The sequence below is a fragment of the Methylosinus sp. is20ea genome (assembly GCF_059718135.1).
This window is the reverse complement of record NZ_AP046088.1, coordinates 914,938-933,558: the sequence shown is the minus strand read 5'-3', so window position 1 is coordinate 933,558 and position 18,621 is coordinate 914,938. Positions and strand designations below refer to the sequence as shown.

Below are 18,621 nucleotides of genomic sequence, written 5' to 3'. Positions count from 1 at the left end.
CCGATCGAGCCTTTCCCATGAGGCTCGAAGGGCTCTGCGCCGAGAGCGGCTCGCGACAATGAGGAAAGGCAAGAGAATGGCTCTCTACGAGCATATCTATCTTGCGCGTCAGGACGTCTCGCCCCAGCAGGTCGAAGCGCTGACGACGCAGTTCAAGGGCATCATCGCCTCGCTCGGCGGGAAGGTGTCCAAGACCGAATATTGGGGCGTGAAGTCCCTCGCCTATCGGATCAAGAAGAACCGCAAGGCGCATTTCACCCTTCTCAACATCGACGCCCCGCCGGCGGCTCTGGCCGAGGTCGAGCGTCAGGAAGGGCTGAGCGAGGATATTCTGCGCTTCATCACCCTGCGCGTCGAGGCGCTGGAGGAAGGCCCGTCCGCGCAGCTTCGCAAGCGTGACGACGATGATCGCGGCGACCGCCGCGGCCCCGGCGGCCCGCGCCCCGATCGTGGCGATAGAGGCGATAGAGGAGATAGAGGCGACCGGGGTGATCGTCGTCCCCCGCGCCGTGACGAACCCCGCGCCGAAGGAGAGACATTCTGATGAGCGCCGCAGCCCGCCGCCCCTTCTTCCGTCGTCGCAAGTCTTGCCCCTTCTCCGGCGCCAACGCCCCGAAGATCGACTATAAGGACACGCGTCTGCTCTCGCGCTACATCTCCGAGCGCGGCAAGATCGTGCCCTCGCGCATCACGGCCGTCTCGGCCAAGAAGCAGCGCGAGCTGGCCCAGGCCATCAAGCGCGCCCGCTTCCTCGGCCTTCTGCCTTACGTGATCCGCTGAGCTTTTCGGATCGGAATTTCGAACGGCCGCGCCTCGGGCGCGGCCGTTTTTTTGCGCGTCGGGCAATCATCCCGATATGATCCGGGAGGATGCCCCGAGCGAAAGCGGGACATTCGCGCGATAACGACTCCTCCATCGTCCAATCGACAGCGAGGAGAATTCGAACGTGGAAATCCTGCTCATCGGCTCGGCGGCCTGCATGACGGCTCTGATCACGACCGCCTGGCTCATGACCTTGGCCAAATGGTTTCCGGTCGCCGGGCTCGACACTCTCGTCATCGACTATAAGACGATGATCCGCGCCCATATCGATTACGCGATGATGGCGGGCTTCGGCGTCGCATTCTATGGCTCCGGCGTGGAGCTTCCGATCGTCGCCTGCTGGTGCGTCGCGGTCGGCGGCTTCACCAATCCGACCGTCTTCACCATCGCCGCTTTCGATCCCGATTTCTGGAACAAGGCGATCTGGAAAATCTACACGGCGGCGACCTTTGTCGTGACCTCCGTCGGATTCCTGTGGATCGCCTACGCCTTCGTCGCTCATGCGCTGAGACATTGGGCGTGATCGCGTTCCTGTCAGAATTGAATCGAATTTTCTTAGAATTTCACCCACAATATCCTGCATAGCCAAAGTCTTCGTGAGGATTTGCGCCGCCAGGCGTCAATTTCTTCTTTACCTCGGCGGGGCCTCGGGCCAGTATCCGCGGAGGGAGACTGCGTCCGGCGAGACGAGAGCTCGACAATGCGCGCGGAAAAACCGTGCTGCAGCCGGACGTGACGAAGGAGAGAGAATGCCGGAGGCCGCGACGGCCGACGACTGGCGTCGACTCGTGTTCGACGAGACAGTCGCGGGGCTCGTGCTCATCGACCAGCTCGGCTCTATCACCGGCGCCAATGCCTGGGCCCGCCGCATGTTCGGCTTCGAGGCCGCGGCGGAGATCGTCGGCTTGCCCATTTCCCGGTTGTTGCCGGAGCCGCCGCCTCCGGACGCCGGCTTCGGCCTCGGCCTCGAGGGCGTGCGGCGCGACGGCGTGCGTTTCCCGATCGACGCGCGCTTCACCATGATCGAGCGTGACGGGGAGACGATCATTCTGGCGACATTGGTCGATCTCCGCGGAACGAGCGCCGAGGAGGCGGCGCTCGTCGCGCACGCGCAGGAACTCGAGCGCGTCAATGAGCGGCTCGCGCGTTTCGCCTTCGTCGCCTCGCAGGACCTTCAAGAGCCGCTGCGCAAGATCGCCGTTTTCGGCGATCTGATGGAGGAGGCGATCCTGCGCGGCGACAATGACGAGATCGCCCACGCCAACGCCGTCATGCGCCTTTCCGCGCTGCGCGCCCGCGCGCTGGTGCAGGATATCCTGTCCTTCTCGCGCATCGCGAATGACGAGCTCGAGCTCGCGTCGCTCGATCTGCGCGCGGCAATCGAGCTTTCGCTCGCCGCTCTGTCGCCGACGATCGCCGAGACCAAAGCGCAGGTGGAGATCGATCTGCCCGCCGTCGCGATCGAGGCCGACGCCACGCAATTCCAGCGGCTGATGCAGAATATTCTCGCCAACGCCATCAAATACCGAAAGCCCGGCCGGCCGGCGACGATCGACATAAAGGGCTTTCGCGACGAGACCTCGCTCTGCCTCGCCATCGCCGACGAAGGGATCGGCTTCGAAGCGCAATATGCGCAGAATATCTTCGAGCCGCTGAAGCAATTGCACAGCAAGGTGGACTATCCGGGCTCGGGCGTCGGCCTCGCCATCTGCAAGGCGATCGCCGATCGCCATGGCTGGCGCCTCAGCGTCGAGGCGCAGCCCGGCGTCGGCGCGACCTTTTTCATCGTTCTGCCGGTGCGCGACGCGCTCTCGTAAGCCGTTTCAGCCGTCGAGCCGCTTGCCGAGCCGCCCGGCGAGGTCCTGCACATATTGCCACGCCACGCGCCCCGAGCGGGCGCCGCGTGTGATGGACCATTCGAGCGCCTCGCGCTCGATCGTCTCCTTCGCCGCGTCGAGCCCGTGATGGCGCGCATAGCCGAACACCATGGCGAGATAATCGTCCTGCGCGCAATTGTGGAAGCCGAGCCATAGACCGAAGCGATCGGAGAGCGAGACCTTCTCCTCCACCGCCTCACCGGGGTTGATGGCGGAGGAGCGCTCGTTCTCCATCATGTCGCGCGGCAGCAGATGGCGGCGATTGGAGGTGGCGTAGAACAGCGCATTGCGCGGCCGCCCCTCGACGCCGCCCTCGAGCGCGGATTTCAGCGATTTATAGCTCGTCTCCGCGCCGTCGAAGGAGAGATCGTCGCAAAACAGCAGAAAGCCGAACGGCTTTTCGCGCAATGTCGCGAGCAGGCCGGGCAGGCTCTCTATGTCCTCGCGATGGATTTCGACGAGCTTCAACGGACGGGCGTTCTGCGCCTCGCGCGCGATCGCGGCGTGGACTGCTTTGACGAGCGAGGATTTGCCCATGCCGCGCGCGCCCCACAGCAGCGCGTTGTTGGCCGGCAGGCCGCGGGCGAAGCGGCGCGTGTTGTCGAGGAGCTGGTCGCGCTGTCGGGCGATCCCCTCGAGCAGCGCGAGATCGACGCGATTGACCTCGGCGACGGGCGAGAATTCGCCGCGCGCGGCGCGCCAGACGAAGGCCTCGGCGCCGGCGAAATCGGGCGCGCGCGGCGGCGGCGGGGCGAGCCGCTCGAGCGCGGCGGCGATACGCTCGAGAAGGGCGAGTTTATCCTTGTCCGACATGGGGGCTCCTCGGCCGCGGGCGTCGCGCGGACCGAGGGGCTTATAGCAAAAACCGCGTCGCGGCGCTCATGCCCTGGCGTTCGCGGAAGGGCGTCGGCGGAAAGAAGCAGAAATGACCGACGAGATCCTGATTTGTCTGCCGAGACGCCAAATGCGAACTCGCATATGTCGTCGTCAGCGGGTTGACGCCCGCGCTCGTCGAGAGCGGCTGGCGCGAGGCGTCGAATTTCGTCCGGCTGTCGCCGCGCCGACACAGGGCATTTTTTGACCTTTTAGAGCGCGGAGACTTTCGGCTTGCCGGCGGGTTTGGTTTCCGGCTTGGTCTCCGGCTTGCCGGGGGCTCTGGCGTTCTCCCAGCCGCCGGGCGGGGGCGGCGCGTCATTAGCGGCGCTGTCCGGCTGCTTCGGGCGGAAGCCGTCGACGAGCGCTTTGGCGGTCGCGAGGTCCTTCGAGTCGAGGCGCGCGCGCACTTCGTCGCGCTTCTTGCCGGCGTCCTCGTCGCCTTGCGCGGCGGCGGCCGAGAACCACAGATAGGACTGCGTCAGACTCTGCGGAACGCCGAGCCCGCGGGCGCAGAGAATGGCCAGATTGAACTGGCTGTCGCGCACGCCATATTCGGCCGCCTTGCGGAACCATTGCGCCGCCTGGTCATAGTCCGGCTTGCCGTCGCCGCCGCCGGCGAAGAGCACGGCGAGATTATGCATCGCGCGGGCGTTGCCGGCGTCGGCGGCGCGCTTGTACCAGGAGAGCGCCTGCCCATAGTCGCGGTCGACGCCCATGCCCTTCTCATAGATGGAGCCGAGCCGATATTGGGCCGGAGCGAGCCCCTTGTTGGCGGCCTTCTCGAACCATTGGAAGGCGATTTTCGGATCGCGCGGCGCGCCGCCGCGGCCTTCCGAGTAGCGCAGGCCGAGCTCATATTGCGCATTGGCGTCGCCGGTCGCGGCGATCTCCTTGATCGTCGCGAGCACATCCTGCCGCGGCGTCGCGGGAGGCGTCGCCGCGGGCGTTGCGATCGCGCCGACCGGCATGGGATCGACCGGCATGGGACCAACCGTCTGGGAGCCGAAACGGCCGGGGGCCGGAGCCTGCGGATTGGGAGAGAAGGCGCCGACGCCGGAAGCGCCGGGCGTGAACGCCGGAACGCCGAGCGATCGCGGCGCGGTCGGGGCGAGGGCGGGCGCTCTGGGCGGCGTCGCCGCGGAGACGGCGGCGGGCGGCGCGGCATTGGTCTCGGCGGCGCCTCCCTCCTTGGCGGCCGGCTCGGCGGCGTTGGCGGAGGCCTCGGACGCCGGCTTCTCGGCGGCGGCCGTCGCCTCTTCCGGCTCCGCCTGAACGGCCGAGGCCTGCGGCGCCGGAGAGTCGAGCGTCACGCGGGCGATCTGATAGGCGCCATAGAGCAGGACCAGCACGCCGACGCCGAGCAGCAGCGGACGGCGGCGCGACTGCAGCGCCGCGCCGACGGCGTTCATGCCGCCGCCGCTCGCGGCGACGCGCTCGGGCTCCGGTTTCGCAGCGCGCTCGGCGGCGATTTTTTTCGCGGCCTTGCTGCCCTGCGCCGCGGCGGCCTGGGCGTCGACCGCGGCCTGCTGGGCGGCGCGGCGCGCGGCCGCGATGAAATCCTGCTGCACCGAGCCGCCGCGCTCGTCCTCGCGGACGACCGTCGGCTCGCGGCGCGGACGGCGGTCGCCCGGCTCCAGCAGAATATCCTCGACGTCGCCGACCGGCGCCGCCGATTTCACGCGCGCGGCGCGGCGCGGATCGGCGCCGTCCTTGGCGCGCGGCGGCTCCGCTGCGGCGGGCTTGACCTTGCGCAGATCGGTGAGCTCGTCCTCGAACATGGAGAGGCGTTCGACGACGCGCTGCAAGGTCTCGTGGACAGCGGCGAGCGTCTGATTGGTGCGATGGCCGGCCTCGTCCTGGAAATTGCGGAGCTCGGCGAGCTCCTTTTCCAGCGCGTCCTGCAGGCCGCCCTGCGCGGTCGCGTCGCGCAGCGCATCCTGCGCCGCCTCGCGCGCGGCGATCTCGGCGACGCGCACCGTCGTGCTGCGCGTCTCCTCGACCTTGGTCGCCAGCGCGCCGAGCGCGCGCTCGATCGCGACAAAGGAATCGCCGTTCATGTCGGAGCGGTCGAGCCGTTCCGCGAGGCGGCCGATCTGCTGCTCGAGCGCGGTGAAGGTCGTGCGGTCGGCTTCCGGATCGAGCGCCGCGTCCATCTTGTGCGCGAGCTGTCCGACGAGCTCCGCCAATTGCAGATTGGCGTCGTCGGCGCGCCGGCGCGCGGTCGAATCGATGCGCGCGGCGAGCTCGGCGTGGACATGGTCGATGCGCTCGGCGAGCGCGCGCATCTGGTCCGCGCCCGCGGATTTCTGCGCGCTCGCGGCGACCGGCTGCAGCCGCTGCTCGAGCTTCTCGATCTTGCGGCCGAGCTCGTCGAAGCCGGGATGAACGATCTTGGCCTCGGACGCCGCGTCGATCTTCTCGGCGAGCGAGGTGAAGAGACGTTCGAACTGATTGGGATCGAGACCGGCGCCGCTGCGCTCCTTGCGCTTCATATCGGACCGCAGCTCGTCCATGTTCTTGGCGATCTCGCGCAATTGCTCCGCTTCGGCGGATCGCTGCGCTTTCGCCGCGGCGGGCTGGAGCCGCTGCTCGAGCTTCTCGATCTTGCGGCCGAGCTCGTCGACGGGAAGGACGATCTTGGCTTCGGCGGCCGCGTCGATCTTCTTGGCGAAAGAGGCGAAGAGCTGCTCGACCTGATCGACGTCGACGCCCGAGCCGCTGCGCTCTATGCGCGCGGCGAGCGATTTGTGCACCTGATCGATGCGCTCGTTGATCTCGTCGAAGCGCTTGCCGCCGCCCGTTTTCGTCGTGATGTTGTCGAGCTTGGCCGCGAAATATTCGAGCCGGCGCTCGAGCGCGGCGAAGGAGCCGCCGATCTCGGTCGAGACGATCGAGCGAATGCCGTGGATGAGCTCGCCCACATCCTTGGCCGTGGCGACATTGGCTCCGGCGGCGCTCAGCTCGTCGACCTGCGTCGTCAGCGCGGCGATGCCGGCCTCGAGCTTCTCGATCGGCAATGGGCGACGCGAGACCGCCTTGAGCAGCTCGTGTATCTCGCGCGTCTCGCCGGCGATCTCGTCGAGCGCGGCGCGATCGGCGCCGCCGTCGGCGTGATGCTCGGCGAGCTTGTCGCCGAGCGTGCGCACTTCCTCATAGAGAACGGCGACGATGCGGCTCGGATCGAGCTCGCGCAAGATCGAGCGCAGATCGGCGGCGAGCCGCTCGACCGGCGCCAGCACCATATCTTCGACGCCATAGAGGCGCTGCGCCTCGACGCGCTCGGTGAGCTCGCGCAGGGCGGTCTCGACGGCGGCGACGGAGGCGCGCGGCGCGAGATCGACGAGCGCGCGGGAGAGCCCCTCGAGATCGCAGCGCAACAGATCGATCTGGGCGACGACGGCGGCCTGCTGCTCGCCCTGGACGTTTTGCTCGGCGCGGGACGCGGCGAGCTGCCGCGAGAGCGCTTCGATCGATTCGGCGAGGCCGTCGAAGATGGCCGGCCGCGCTTCGATGGCCGATCTGGCGTAGGCGAGCTCGCCGTCATGGCCTCCGGCCTGCTCCTCGAGCGCGCGCTGGCGTTCGGTGATCTCGGCGACGGCGTCCGCGAGAGGCCGCCGCGTCGCGGTCCGGCGCTCGCGCTCGGGCTGTCTGTCGCGTTCTTGCTGCCTTTCCCGTTCTTGGGGTCTTTCCCGTTCGGGCTGTCTTTCGCGTTCCTGCTGCCGCTGCGCGGCGATGCGGCGTTCTTCGGCTTCTTCCTCGAGCCTCGCTGCTATGTCGGCGAGCCGCTGGTCGAGCGCGCCGAGCGCGCCCTCGAACTCATAGGCGCGATCGTCGCTCGACAGGCTGTCGATGCGCGCCTCGAGCCGCGCCAGCGCATTGCGGATCGGCTTGACGCCCTCGTCCGAGCGAGTGGCGATTCGCTCCTCGATCCGCCCGAGCCGCTCCATCACGGCGCCGATATCGTCGCCGAGGCGGGCCCGGCTCGAATGATTGCGGTCGATCAGCTTGGCGAGGCCCGAAAGGGCGTTCGCCGTCTTGCGCTCGCTCTCGGCGGAACGCCGTTCGAAGAGGGCGACGGCGTCGTCGACGATGGCTTTGGCGTCGACCTCGCCGCGGCCACGCAGCGGCGCCGGAGCGAAATCATCGTCCGGCTCGTCGTCGCGCATGTCGCGCCTCGGCGAGGCGTCGCGCCGCAGACGGCCGCGATCCGTGCGTCCGTAGATTCGCGAGCGCAGAGCGCGCCGGCGGGCCGGAGCGGTCGGCTCGTCGTCATCATCGGCGGAAGCGCGCTCGTCGATAATTGCTTTTTCTTGGATCACATCGTCGAGCCAATCGGAAAGGCTCTTGCCCGATCGTCGCGCCGCGGCGCGTGCGACGTCGCGGGTTTCGTGATGTATACCCTTGAAGCTGAAGGGAAATGCCTCTGTCATCGGATATCCGGCGGGCTCGACCCGTGCAGGCGTGAGGAAACTGGACGAGCGACGACTCGAGGCGCGAATCGCGCCGGAACGCTGTGACGGCGGGAGGCGTCGTCGCGAGGGACTTTCCTTCGAACGAGGTTAATAAATGGTTAATCCTTGTGCGGGGCCGACCGGCGCGCGGCCTATTGCGCGAGACGGTCCGGCTCTCTACCTATTGCTGCGCAGAGCGCGTTCGCCGAACCGTGATTCATACGTCGAATGAAGGACTTGCCCTCCCGCGCCGGAATTTGGCCGGGTTGCGATTTCGTAACCATGAGGAGCGCATAGTCCGCATTCGGTCGTCCGATGACCGGGTAAACGCCTATATCGAAAGAATACCTAGCAAAAACAAATGATCCACGCAGGGAGAGCCGCTCATGCCGATCTACAAAGCCCCCGTGGACGACACCTTGTTTCTGTTGAACGACGTTTTGCATCTCGAGCGTTACGGCAATCTGAACGGCTTTTCCGATGTCGCGCCGGATGTGCTCGCCCAGATCATCGGCGAGGCGGGGAAAATCTGCGAGGAGCGGCTGCAGCCCTTGAACCGCAGCGGCGATGAGGAGGGGTGCCGTCTCGACGCTTCGGGCGATGTCGCGACGCCCGCGGGCTTCAAGGAGGCCTATCGCGAGTTCGTCGCCGGCGGCTGGGTCGGCTTGGCGGTTCCGCCCGAATATGACGGACAAGGCCTGCCTTATACGTTGGCCGTGGTGATGAATGAATTCGCCTCGGCCGCCAATATGGCGTTTGCGATGTATCCGGGCCTCACGCAAGGTGCGCTGGCCGCGCTGCTGCGCCATGGCGACGAGGAGCAGAAGCGGCTCTACGCCCCGCCGATGGCGGCCGGCCGCTGGACCGGCACGATGAATCTGACGGAGCCGCAATGCGGCACCGATCTCGGCCTGCTCACCTCGAGGGCGGTTCCGCGCGCGGACGGCGCTTATTCCATCACCGGACAGAAGATCTTCATTTCCGCCGGCGAGCATGATCTCGCCGAAAACATCATTCATCTCGTGCTCGCGCGCATCGAAGGCGCGCCGGCAGGGGTGAAGGGAATCTCGCTCTTCATCGTGCCGAAATTCGAGGTGGCGCCGGATGGCTCGCTCGGCCCGCGCAATGCGGTGCGCTGCGGCGCGCTCGAGCATAAGATGGGCATTCACGGCAACGCCACATGCGTGATGAATTATGACGGCGCCAGGGGCTTTCTCGTCGGCGAGCCCAATCGGGGCCTCAATGCGATGTTCGTGATGATGAACGAGGCGCGGCTCGGCGTCGCCGTGCAAGGTCTCGCGCAATCGGAGGTCGCCTATCAGAATGCGGCGGCCTACGCCAAGGAGCGTCTGCAGGGCCGCGCGCTCACCGGCGCGAAGAACGCCAGCGGCGGCGCCGATCCCATCATCGTGCATCCGGATATTCGGCGCGGCCTCATGGAGATGAAGGCCTTCAACGAGGCGGCGCGCGGCCTCGCCCTCGCCGCCGCGCTGGACAGCGATGTCGCGCATCGGTCCGAGGACGCCGCGGCGCGTCAGGCGGCGGAGGACCGGCTCGGCCTGCTGACGCCGGTGCTCAAGGGCGTGCTGACCGATCTCGGCTTCGAGAATGCCGTGAAGGCGCAGCAGATCTGGGGCGGCCACGGCTACATAGACGAGAATGGCGTCGAGCAATTCGTGCGCGACGCCCGCATCACCATGATCTATGAGGGCGCCAATGGCATTCAGGCGCTCGATCTCGTCGGCCGCAAGCTGCCCAAGGACAATGGCCGCGCGGCCATGGCCTATTTCGCCGAGGTGAATGAATTCACGAGCCGCGAGAGCGCCGACGAGCAGATGAAGCCCTATGTGGAGCCGCTGAAGGCGGCGCTCGGCGATTTGCAAAAGGCCACGATCTGGCTGATGCAGAATGCGCTCGCCAAGCCCGACAATGGCGCCGGCGCATCTTATGATTACATGCATCTCTTCGGTCGCGTGGCGCTCGGCTACATATGGGCGCGCATCGCCCGCGCTTCGCTCGACAAGAAGAAGGAGAGCGCCAGCGACGGCGCCTGGCTCGACGCCAAGCTGACGACGGGCAGATTCTACATGGAGAAGATGCTGCCCGAGACGGGCTTTCGTCTCGCGCGGATAACGGCGGGCGTCGATACGACGATGAGCCTGCCGGCGGAGATGTTTTGATGAAGCGAATAGCGAATAGGGAGTAGCGAATAGAGAGAGACGAGCTATCCGCTACTCCCCATTCGCTATTCGCCCAGCAACGGAGTTGCTTCATGCCCGAAGCCTATATCTACGACGCCGTGCGCACGCCGCGCGGGCGCGGCAAGCCGGACGGCTCGCTGCATGAGGTGTCGAGCCTCGGCCTCGCCGTCACCGCTCTTTCCGCGCTGAAGGAGAGGAACAATCTCGATGGCGCGCCGGTCGACGATGTGATCCTCGGCTGCGTCGATCCGGTCGGCGAGGCCGGCGGCGACATCGCCCGCGCCGCGGCGATCTCCGCCGGCTATGGCTATGAGGTTCCCGGCGTGCAGATCAATCGCTTCTGCGCCTCGGGTCTCGACTCGGTGAATTTCGCCGCTGCGCAGATCATGTCCGGCCAGCACGAGCTGACCATCGGCGGCGGCGTCGAGAGCATGAGCCGCGTCGGCATCGGCGCCTCGGGCGGCGCCTGGCCGGTCGATCCGACGATCGCCATTCCCTCTTACTTCATGCCGCAGGGCGTCTCCGCCGATCTCATCGCGACGAAATACGGCTTCTCGCGCGACGATGTCGACGCTTACGCCGTGCAGTCGCAGCAGCGCGCCGCGCGCGCCTGGGAGGAGAAGCGCTTTTCGAAATCCATCGCGCCGGTGAAGGACGTCAACGGCCTCACCATTCTGGATCGCGACGAGCATATGCGGCCGCAGACCGATATGCAGTCGCTCGCCGCGCTCAAGCCGTCCTTCGCTTTTTTTGCCGAGCAGGCGGGCTTCGACGCCGTGGCCATACAGGCGCATCCCGATGTCGAGAAATTGACCCATGTGCATCATGCCGGCAATTCGTCGGGCATTGTCGACGGCGCCGCTGCGGTTCTGCTCGGCTCGCGCGAAGCGGGCGAACGGCATGGGCTGAAGCCTCGCGCCCGCGTGCGCGCTTTCGCCAATATCGGCTCCGAGCCGGCGCTCATGCTCACCGGCCCGGTGGATGTGACGAAGAAGCTGCTCGCCAAGGCCGGCATGAGCCTTTCCGACATCGACCTCATAGAGGTGAACGAGGCTTTCGCCGCCGTGGTGCTGCGCTTCATGCAGGCTTTCGACCTCGACGCTTCGAAGGTGAATGTGAATGGCGGCGCCATAGCGCTCGGCCATCCGCTCGGCGCCACGGGCGCGATGCTGGTGGGCGCGGCGCTCGACGAATTGGAGCGCAGCGGCAAGTCCACGGCGCTGGTGACGCTCTGCATCGGCGCGGGAATGGGAACCGCGACGATCATCGAGCGCGTGTGAATTTCAAGCCTGCGGGAGCGACCCGATGAACCTCGTCAATTTCCGTTTCGAGACCGGCGCCGACGGCGTCGCTCTGCTCACCTGGGACAGCCCCGACCGCTCGATGAATGTCATCACCTTCGAGGTGATGGACGAGCTGGAAAAAGTCATCGACGAGGTGGCGAGCAATCCTGAGATCAAGGGCTGCGTGATCGCATCGGGCAAGCCCGCCTTCTCCGGCGGCGCCGATCTCTCCATGCTGCAGAAGAGCGCTGTGGAATACGCCAAAGCCGTGCGCGAGCAGGGCGAAGAGGCTGCGATGAAGCAGTTCTTCGAAGGCGCGCGCAGACTGTCGCTGCTCTATCGCAAGCTCGAGACCAATGGCAAACCCTTCGCCATCGCCATTCACGGCGCTTGTCTCGGCGGCGCTTTCGAGCTGGCGCTCGCGTGCCATTATCGCGTGCTCTCCGACTCGGACAAAACCAAGGTCGGCCTGCCGGAAATCAAGGTCGGCCTCTTCCCCGGCGCCGGCGGCACGCAGCGCATCGCGCGGCTGATGCAGACCGGCGACGCTCTGCAATTGCTGTTCAAGGGCGAGCAGCTGAAGCCCGCCAAAGCCAAGGCGGCCGGACTCGTTCACGAGCTCGCGCCGGAGAATGAGATCGTCGAACGCGCGCGCGTGTGGATCGTCGATGGCGGCAAGGGCAAGGCGCCTTGGGACGTCGAAGGCTTCAAGCCGCCGTCGGGCCGCGTGTTCTCGCCGGGCGGCATGATGGTGTGGCCCGCCGCCAACGCCATCTACCGCCGCGAGACCTTCGATAATTATCCGGCCGCCAAGGCCATATTGCACAGCGTGTTCGAGGGGCTGCAATTGCCCTTCGATCTCGGCCTGCGCGTCGAGGCGCGCTGGTTCGCGCATATTCTGCGCTCCAAACAAGCGGCGGCGATGATCCGCTCGCTGTTTCTCTCCAAGAATGAGCTGGAGAAGGGCGCGCATCGACCCAAGGAAATTCCGCCGGCGAAATTCGCCAGGATCGGCGTGCTCGGCGCCGGCTTCATGGGCGCGGGCGTCGCTTATGTCAGCGCGCTCGCCGGCATAGAGGTGGTGCTGATCGATCGCGATCAGGAGAGCGCCGACAAGGGCAAGGCCGTCATCGACAAGCTCATCTCCGGCCAGGTGTCACGCGGCCGCGCCACCGCCGCCGATAAGGAGGCGCTGCTTTCGCGCATCACCGCGACGCCGGATTATGAGAAGCTCGCCGGCGCCGATCTCATCGTCGAGGCCGTGTTCGAGGAGCGCGGCGTGAAGGCGGAAGTGACGAAGAAGGCGCAAGCGATCGTCGGTCCCGATGTGATCTTCGCCTCCAACACCTCTACTCTGCCGATCAGCTCGCTGGCCGAGACGTCCCTGAAGCCGGAGAATTTCGTCGGCATTCATTTCTTCTCGCCGGTCGAGAAAATGCTGCTCGTGGAAGTGATACGCGGCAAGAAGACGAATGACCGCGCCGTGGCGACGGCGCTCGATTTCGTGCGCGTCTTGAAGAAGACGCCGATTGTCGTCAACGACACGCGCGGTTTCTACGCCAATCGCTGCGTGCTGAATTTCGTGCGCGAAGGGCACATAATGCTCACCGAAGGCGTGCCGCCGGCGATGATCGAGACCGCCGCGCGCATGGCCGGAATGCCGGTCGGCCCGCTCTCGCTCAATGACGAGATCGCGCTCGATCTCGCCTGGAAGATTCATCTCGCGACCAAGAAGGATCTCGGCGCAGCCGCCGTCGATCCGACGCAGGAGCGCGTGCTGCATTTCATGGTGGAGCAGGAAGGGCGACTCGGCCGCAAGAACGGCAAGGGTTTCTACGATTATCCGGCGAGTGGCAAGAAGAGCCTGTGGCCGGGCCTCTCGGCGCTCGCCGATCAGAAGCTCGACCCCGACGCAATAGATGTCGAGGAGCTGAAGCAGCGCTGCCTCGTCGTGCAGGCGGTGGAGGCGGCGCGCGTCTTGTTCGAGGGTGTCGTCACCGATCCGCGCGAGGCGGATGTCGGCTCCATTCTCGGCTTCGGCTTCGCGCCTTTCACCGGCGGCACTTTGTCTTACATCGACGGCGTCGGAACCGCGGCCTTCGTCGCCATCTGCGACGAGCTCACGCAGAAATATGGCGAGCGCTTCACAGCGCCCGCCGAGCTGCGCGAGATGGCGAAGAAGGGCGAGAGCTTCTACGGCAAATATGGCGCGCAGGCGAAGGCGGCGTGATGCGATACAATCAGCTCGGCCGCACGGGCCTTTTCGTCTCGGAAATCTGCCTCGGCGCGATGACGTTCGGCGAGGCGGGCGGCGCTGGCATCTGGGGCGCGATCGCCGATGTCGATCAGCAGGCGGCGACGCGCATCGTCGAGCGCGCTTTTGCGGCCGGCGTCAATTTCATCGACACGGCCGATGTCTATTCCTTCGGCCGCTCGGAGAAAATGGTGGGGCAGGCGCTCGTCGATCTCGGCGTGAAGCGCAAGGATGTCGTCATCGCCACCAAATTCTATGGCGAGACCGGCGCCGGCCCCAATGATCGCGGCGCCTCGCGCGGGCACATAATGGACAGCGTCGAGGCGAGCCTCGAGCGCTTGCAGACCGATCATATCGATCTCTATCAAATTCACGGCAATGATTCGGTGATGCCGATCGAGGAGACATTGCGCGCGCTGGACGATCTCGTCTCGCGCGGGCTGGTGCGTTACATCGGCCTCTCCAATTGGCAGGCGTGGCGCATCGCCAAGGCGCTCGGCGTCTCGGAGCGGCTGGGCTTTGCGCGCTACGAGACGGTGCAGGCCTATTATTCCATCGCCGGCCGCGATCTCGAGCGTGAGATCGTCCCGCTGCTCGCGGAGGAAAAGCTCGGCCTCATGGTGTGGTCGCCGCTCGCCGGCGGATTGCTCTCGGGCAAATATGGCCCAGGCGCGCCGGAGGATGCACAAGGACGTCGCGTCGCTTTCGATTTTCCGCCGGTCGACAGGGATCGCGCCTGGGCTTGTGTCGCCGCAATGCGCGAGATCGGCGCGACGCATGGCGCGAGCGTGGCCGAGGTCGCGCTCGCCTATGTGCTCGCCAAGCCCTTCGTGACCAGCGTCATCATCGGCGCGCGTCGCATCGATCAGCTCGAGCAGAATCTCGCCGCGGCGAAGTTGACGCTGGGCGCCGAGGAACTCGCAAAGCTCGATGCGGTGAGCGCGCTCGCGGCGGAATATCCAGGATGGATGCTGGAGCGTCAGGGCGCCTTTCGTCGTCCGGGACCCTTCGAGGCGAAATGACCCGGCGCGCCGCGGTCGTGACAGGCCAGCAATCGCGCGCTAGACCGGTTTCGGGTCCTGATCGATCGGAAACCGGACAAATTTTCTGGTCGGAGCGAATTCTGAGCGCGCGAGCGATTCCGTTCGAGCAAAAAGCGCACTAATCTCGCGGCCATCGGATGCAACCACGAGTCGTCATGCCTTTCCTCGCGCTCCCCTTTCCGATGATCGACCCGGTTCTCCTCGAGATCGGACCTCTGCCCATCCGCTGGTATGCGCTGGCCTATATCGCCGGGCTCGCGCTCGGCTGGCTCTATGCGCGCCGGCTCGTGTCGTGCGAGCATCTTTGGGGAAAGACCGCTCATCCCTCGGCCGAGCGCCTCGACGATCTGCTCGTCTATGTCGCGCTCGGCGTCATCATCGGCGGACGCCTCGGCCATGTGCTCTTCTATGAGCGCGCCTTCTACTTCGCGCATCCGGAAGAGATCATCAAAACCTGGAAAGGCGGCATGGCCTTTCACGGGGGGCTCATCGGCGCGATCGTCGGCATGACGCTGTTCGCCTGGCGCGAGAAGATTTTCGCGCTCACTATCAGCGATATTTGCGCGACCGTCGCGCCGATCGGCATTTTCTTCGGCCGCCTCGCCAATTTCATCAAGCCGGAGATGTGGGGCCGCGAGAGCGATGTTCCCTGGGCCATGGTGTTTCCCGGCGCCGGCGACGCGCCACGCCACCCGAGCCAGCTCTATGAGGCGGGGCTCGAGGGCGTCGCGCTCTATATTCTGCTCGCCATCGCCGCGCAGCGCGGCGCGCTGAAGCGGCCGGGCCTCGCCACGGGCCTGTTCGGCGCGGGTTACGGCGTCGCGCGTATCGTCAGCGAGTTTTTCCGCGAGCCCGATCCGCTCTCGGAAGCGCTGGACAATGGCCTCACCATGGGAATGGCGCTGTCGGCGCCGATGATCCTCGTCGGCGCCGCGCTCATCGCCTATGCGCTGCGCCCGCAAAGAGTCGAAGCATGAGCGCATTGCGCGACGACATTATCGAGCTCATCGCGCAGGAAGGGCCGATCACGCTCGAGCATTACATGTCGCTCGCCCTGTCGCATCCGACCAAGGGCTATTACATGACGCGCGATCCTTTCGGCGCGGGCGGCGATTTCATCACCGCGCCGGAGATCAGCCAAATGTTCGGCGAGCTCATTGGCCTCTTCGCGCAGGAGGCTTGGCGCGCGGCGGGCGCGCCTTCGCCGACTCGTCTCGTCGAGCTCGGGCCGGGACGCGGCACGTTGATGGCCGATGCGCTGCGCGTCGCGCGCATCGCGCCGGATTTTCTCGTCGCGATCGACGCGCATCTCGTCGAGACGAGCCCCGTGCTCGAGGCGCGGCAGCGGCAGACGCTCGCCGCGGCGCCGACGCCCGTCTCCTGGAGCGCGGATGTCGCGCGCGTTCCGGAGGGGCCGGCGATCATCATCGCCAATGAGTTTTTCGACGCGCTGCCGGTGCGCCATTTCGTGCAGACCGAGCGCGGCTGGAGCGAGCGGCTCGTCGGCCTGGACGAGAGCGGCGCGCTCGCCTTCGGCGTCGGCGAGCGTATCGAGTCCGATCTCACCGTCGCCGCGCCGGAGGGTTCGGTCATAGAGATCGGCGCGATCGGCGCGCGCATCATGCGCGACATCGCCGCGCGTCTCGTCGCGCAGGGCGGCGCGCTGCTCGTCATCGACTATGGCTATATGCAGACGGCGCTGGGCGAGACATTGCAGGCCGTGGCGCGCCACGCCTATGTCGATCCACTGGAGGCGCCGGGCGACGCCGATCTCACCACCCATGTCGATTTCGCCGCGCTGGCGCGCGCCGCGACGGCCGCCGGCGCGAAAGTGCAGGGGCCGGTGACGCAGGGCGCCTTTCTGCGACAGCTCGGCGTCGTCGAGCGCGCCGAAGCTTTGAAGAAGCGCGCGACCACAGAGCAGCGCGCCGAGATCGACATTGCGCTCGCGCGTCTCATCGGCGCCGGCGATCCCAAGCGCGATATGGGCGAATTGTTCAAGGTCATCGCCGTGACGCATCCAGACATGCCGCTTCTGCCAGGGTTTTTCCAATGAGTGACGGGCTCGCAGCGCTGGGCGCCGGCAATCTCGCGCTGCCGGGCGTGCGCCACGCGTTTTTCACGCGCGCGGGCGGCGTGTCGGAGGGCGTCTATGCGTCGCTCAACGGCGGGGTGGGCTCCAGCGATGATTCCGCGCGCGTCGCCGAGAATCGCGCGCGCATGGCGCGGCGTCTGGGCGCAGAGGCGCATCGTCTGCTCGTGCCCTATCAAATTCATTCGCGCGACGCGCTTTACGTCGCCGCGCCTTGGGCGGAGGCCGAGCGGCCGCGCTGCGACGGGCTCGTCACCGATGTCGAAGGGCTGGCGCTCGGCGTCACCGGCGCCGATTGCGGCATGCTGCTCTTCGCCGACGCAAGCGCCGGCGTCATCGGCGCCTGCCATGCGGGATGGAAGGGCGCGCTCACCGGCATGATCGAGGCGACGATCGCGGTGATGGAGACGCGCGGCGCGCATCGCGCCGATATTCATGTCGCGCTCGGCCCGGCGATCGGCCGCGAGAGCTACGAGGTGGGCGCGGAATTCGTCGAGCGGTTTTTGGCCGAGGAAGCGGGCTTCGCGCGTTTCTTCACGCCTTCGACGCGCGAGGGGCATTCCATGTTCGATCTGCCCGCTTTCGTCACGCGGCGCGTCGAGGCGACGAATGTCGCCTCCTTCGAGAATTTGCGCATCGACACTTACGCCGATGAGACGCGCTGCTTCAGCTATCGCCGCAGCGTGCATCGCAAGGAGCCGGATTATGGGCGGCTGGTGTCGGCGATCGCGATCGGGTCGTCATTGCGAGGAGCCTAGCGACGAAGCAATCCCCAGTAGCCGTCCCGCGACTCCGGATCGCTTCGCTCGCAATGACGTCGGCTCGATATGGTTGTAAACTGCATTTTCGGCCTCCGCGTATCGGGAGATTAGATTATGTCGATTTGGGCTAAGCTGATCGGACGCATTTTTCCGGCTCGGGCGGCGGCCTCGTCCGAAGCGATTTTCTCGAAGCGGAATGCTACGGCGCTCTCGCTCTTGTCGAGCGAGACGAACAAGCAATTCGTGCGCGAATCGCTGCGGCGGCTCGAGGCGGCCGGCCTGCGAATACGCCCCGATCTCGATCGAGAGCTGATCGTCACTCGGTTCATGGCGAGTTTCGCCGACTTCTACGATGGCGACGAATTCACGAATTATATTTCCGGCGAGGCGAGAGACGGAACCAACGCGTTCGACCTTCTGATGCTGTGGTCTCTGGCCGGCGAAACAGCTGCGTTCGATGGCTTCGACGATATAGACGACATATTGCCGCGCCTATCGAGCTTGGACGACGAGCAGCTGAGCGATCTGCTCGAAGCACATAGCTTTTCGATTTTCGAAAACGCAATGGAGATTTGCATCGTCGACGAGCACGCGCCCGGAGAATATTTGCCGCAGCATGTGGGCGAGCTCGAATCCTTGGCGTGCGGCGATTTCGTCGTTCAGTCGGTGACGGAATCACATCGACGAGATCGGCTCATCGGCCATGTCGTTCTGGCGGACGGACATTCCGGCACCGTCGAAATCAGCGATGAGAAACGGCCCGATCTCACGCCTTTTTTCGAAGCCATGAATGCTCTCGTGGCGCATTTGCGCAAGGGCCGCTTCGTGGTCGCGCTGTCGGACAATGGGGAAGCTCTCATTGCGGTCTATTTGCGTCCGCATGAGGAGCCCGCCTTTCGCGACTGGGCCGAACGGCAATATTGCGCGGGCGGCCCGTTCCCCGTCGATTGGTTCGAGTGAG

General features: G+C 66.0%; 14 protein-coding genes. 12 read left to right on the top strand and 2 right to left on the bottom strand.

The window, feature by feature from the left end:
• Positions 1–76: 76 nt before the first annotated feature.
• From rpsF to AC6IY7_RS04225, 4 genes are all read left to right on the top strand, one after another.
• Entirely contained in the window at positions 77–544 is a 468-nt protein-coding gene (gene rpsF, locus AC6IY7_RS04240) for a 30S ribosomal protein S6 (protein WP_497781784.1), read from the top strand.
• Entirely contained in the window at positions 544–780 is a 237-nt protein-coding gene (gene rpsR, locus AC6IY7_RS04235; RefSeq protein WP_018266677.1) for a 30S ribosomal protein S18, read from the top strand. The genes rpsF and rpsR overlap by 1 nt, the downstream gene beginning before the upstream one ends.
• Positions 781–946: 166 nt before the next feature.
• Positions 947–1,345 (top strand): hypothetical protein, encoded by a 399-nt coding sequence (locus AC6IY7_RS04230; protein ID WP_497781781.1) that lies wholly within the window; start codon positions 947–949, stop codon positions 1,343–1,345.
• A 226-nt stretch (positions 1,346–1,571) separates the two neighbouring features.
• Entirely contained in the window at positions 1,572–2,639 is a 1,068-nt protein-coding gene (locus tag AC6IY7_RS04225; RefSeq protein WP_497781779.1) for a sensor histidine kinase, read from the top strand.
• A 6-nt stretch (positions 2,640–2,645) separates the two neighbouring features.
• Here AC6IY7_RS04225 and AC6IY7_RS04220 read toward each other — a convergent pair whose 3' ends face one another.
• Positions 2,646–3,512 carry an ATP-binding protein gene (locus AC6IY7_RS04220; protein WP_497781777.1) on the bottom strand — a complete coding sequence of 289 codons (867 nt, stop codon included), beginning with the start codon at positions 3,510–3,512 and terminating at the stop codon, positions 2,646–2,648.
• A 272-nt stretch (positions 3,513–3,784) separates the two neighbouring features.
• Positions 3,785–8,005, bottom strand: coding sequence for a hypothetical protein (locus AC6IY7_RS04215; protein WP_497781775.1), 4,221 nt, complete (start codon positions 8,003–8,005; stop codon positions 3,785–3,787).
• Between the two features lie 407 nt (positions 8,006–8,412).
• Between AC6IY7_RS04215 and AC6IY7_RS04210 the strand changes: the two genes are divergently transcribed.
• The 8 genes from AC6IY7_RS04210 (at position 8,413) to AC6IY7_RS04175 (ending at position 18,620) form a co-directional block, all read left to right on the top strand.
• Positions 8,413–10,206 carry an acyl-CoA dehydrogenase C-terminal domain-containing protein gene (locus AC6IY7_RS04210; RefSeq protein ID WP_497781774.1) on the top strand — a complete coding sequence of 598 codons (1,794 nt, stop codon included), beginning with the start codon at positions 8,413–8,415 and terminating at the stop codon, positions 10,204–10,206.
• Between the two features lie 92 nt (positions 10,207–10,298).
• Positions 10,299–11,507 (top strand): acetyl-CoA C-acetyltransferase, encoded by a 1,209-nt coding sequence (locus tag AC6IY7_RS04205; RefSeq protein WP_497781773.1) that lies wholly within the window; start codon positions 10,299–10,301, stop codon positions 11,505–11,507.
• A 25-nt stretch (positions 11,508–11,532) separates the two neighbouring features.
• On the top strand, positions 11,533–13,740 hold the full coding sequence (locus tag AC6IY7_RS04200) for a 3-hydroxyacyl-CoA dehydrogenase NAD-binding domain-containing protein (RefSeq protein WP_497781771.1): 2,208 nt from the start codon (positions 11,533–11,535) through the stop codon (positions 13,738–13,740).
• Positions 13,740–14,786: an aldo/keto reductase gene (locus AC6IY7_RS04195; RefSeq protein WP_497781770.1), complete on the top strand. Its 1,047-nt coding sequence runs from the start codon at positions 13,740–13,742 to the stop codon at positions 14,784–14,786. Before AC6IY7_RS04200 ends, AC6IY7_RS04195 begins: the two co-directional genes overlap by 1 nt.
• Positions 14,787–14,962: 176 nt before the next feature.
• The gene (gene lgt, locus AC6IY7_RS04190) at positions 14,963–15,784 is read left to right on the top strand and encodes a prolipoprotein diacylglyceryl transferase (protein ID WP_497781768.1); all 822 of its coding nucleotides are present in this window, start codon (positions 14,963–14,965) and stop codon (positions 15,782–15,784) included.
• Entirely contained in the window at positions 15,781–16,863 is a 1,083-nt protein-coding gene (locus AC6IY7_RS04185) for a class I SAM-dependent methyltransferase (protein WP_497781767.1), read from the top strand. The genes lgt and AC6IY7_RS04185 overlap by 4 nt, the downstream gene beginning before the upstream one ends.
• A complete protein-coding gene (gene pgeF, locus AC6IY7_RS04180; protein WP_497781766.1) occupies positions 16,860–17,657 on the top strand; it encodes a peptidoglycan editing factor PgeF in 798 nt (265 codons plus the stop codon). The genes AC6IY7_RS04185 and pgeF overlap by 4 nt, the downstream gene beginning before the upstream one ends.
• Before the next feature lie 219 nt (positions 17,658–17,876).
• A complete protein-coding gene (locus AC6IY7_RS04175) occupies positions 17,877–18,620 on the top strand; it encodes a hypothetical protein (RefSeq protein ID WP_497781765.1) in 744 nt (247 codons plus the stop codon).
• Position 18,621: the final 1 nt, after the last annotated feature.

Excerpts from the sequence above, each read along its gene's own strand:
- AC6IY7_RS04185 (WP_497781767.1), top strand. The coding sequence starts at position 15,781 with ATGAGCGCATTGCGCGACGACATTATCGAGCTCATCGCGCAGGAAGGG.
- pgeF (WP_497781766.1), top strand. The coding sequence starts at position 16,860 with ATGAGTGACGGGCTCGCAGCGCTGGGCGCCGGCAATCTCGCGCTGCCG.
- lgt (WP_497781768.1), top strand. The coding sequence starts at position 14,963 with ATGCCTTTCCTCGCGCTCCCCTTTCCGATGATCGACCCGGTTCTCCTC.
- AC6IY7_RS04215 (WP_497781775.1), bottom strand. The coding sequence starts at position 8,005 with ATGACAGAGGCATTTCCCTTCAGCTTCAAGGGTATACATCACGAAACC.
- AC6IY7_RS04195 (WP_497781770.1), top strand. The coding sequence starts at position 13,740 with ATGCGATACAATCAGCTCGGCCGCACGGGCCTTTTCGTCTCGGAAATC.
- AC6IY7_RS04220 (WP_497781777.1), bottom strand. The coding sequence starts at position 3,512 with ATGTCGGACAAGGATAAACTCGCCCTTCTCGAGCGTATCGCCGCCGCG.
- AC6IY7_RS04205 (WP_497781773.1), top strand. The coding sequence starts at position 10,299 with ATGCCCGAAGCCTATATCTACGACGCCGTGCGCACGCCGCGCGGGCGC.
- AC6IY7_RS04225 (WP_497781779.1), top strand. The coding sequence starts at position 1,572 with ATGCCGGAGGCCGCGACGGCCGACGACTGGCGTCGACTCGTGTTCGAC.
- AC6IY7_RS04200 (WP_497781771.1), top strand. The coding sequence starts at position 11,533 with ATGAACCTCGTCAATTTCCGTTTCGAGACCGGCGCCGACGGCGTCGCT.
- rpsF (WP_497781784.1), top strand. The coding sequence starts at position 77 with ATGGCTCTCTACGAGCATATCTATCTTGCGCGTCAGGACGTCTCGCCC.
- AC6IY7_RS04210 (WP_497781774.1), top strand. The coding sequence starts at position 8,413 with ATGCCGATCTACAAAGCCCCCGTGGACGACACCTTGTTTCTGTTGAAC.
- rpsR (WP_018266677.1), top strand. The coding sequence starts at position 544 with ATGAGCGCCGCAGCCCGCCGCCCCTTCTTCCGTCGTCGCAAGTCTTGC.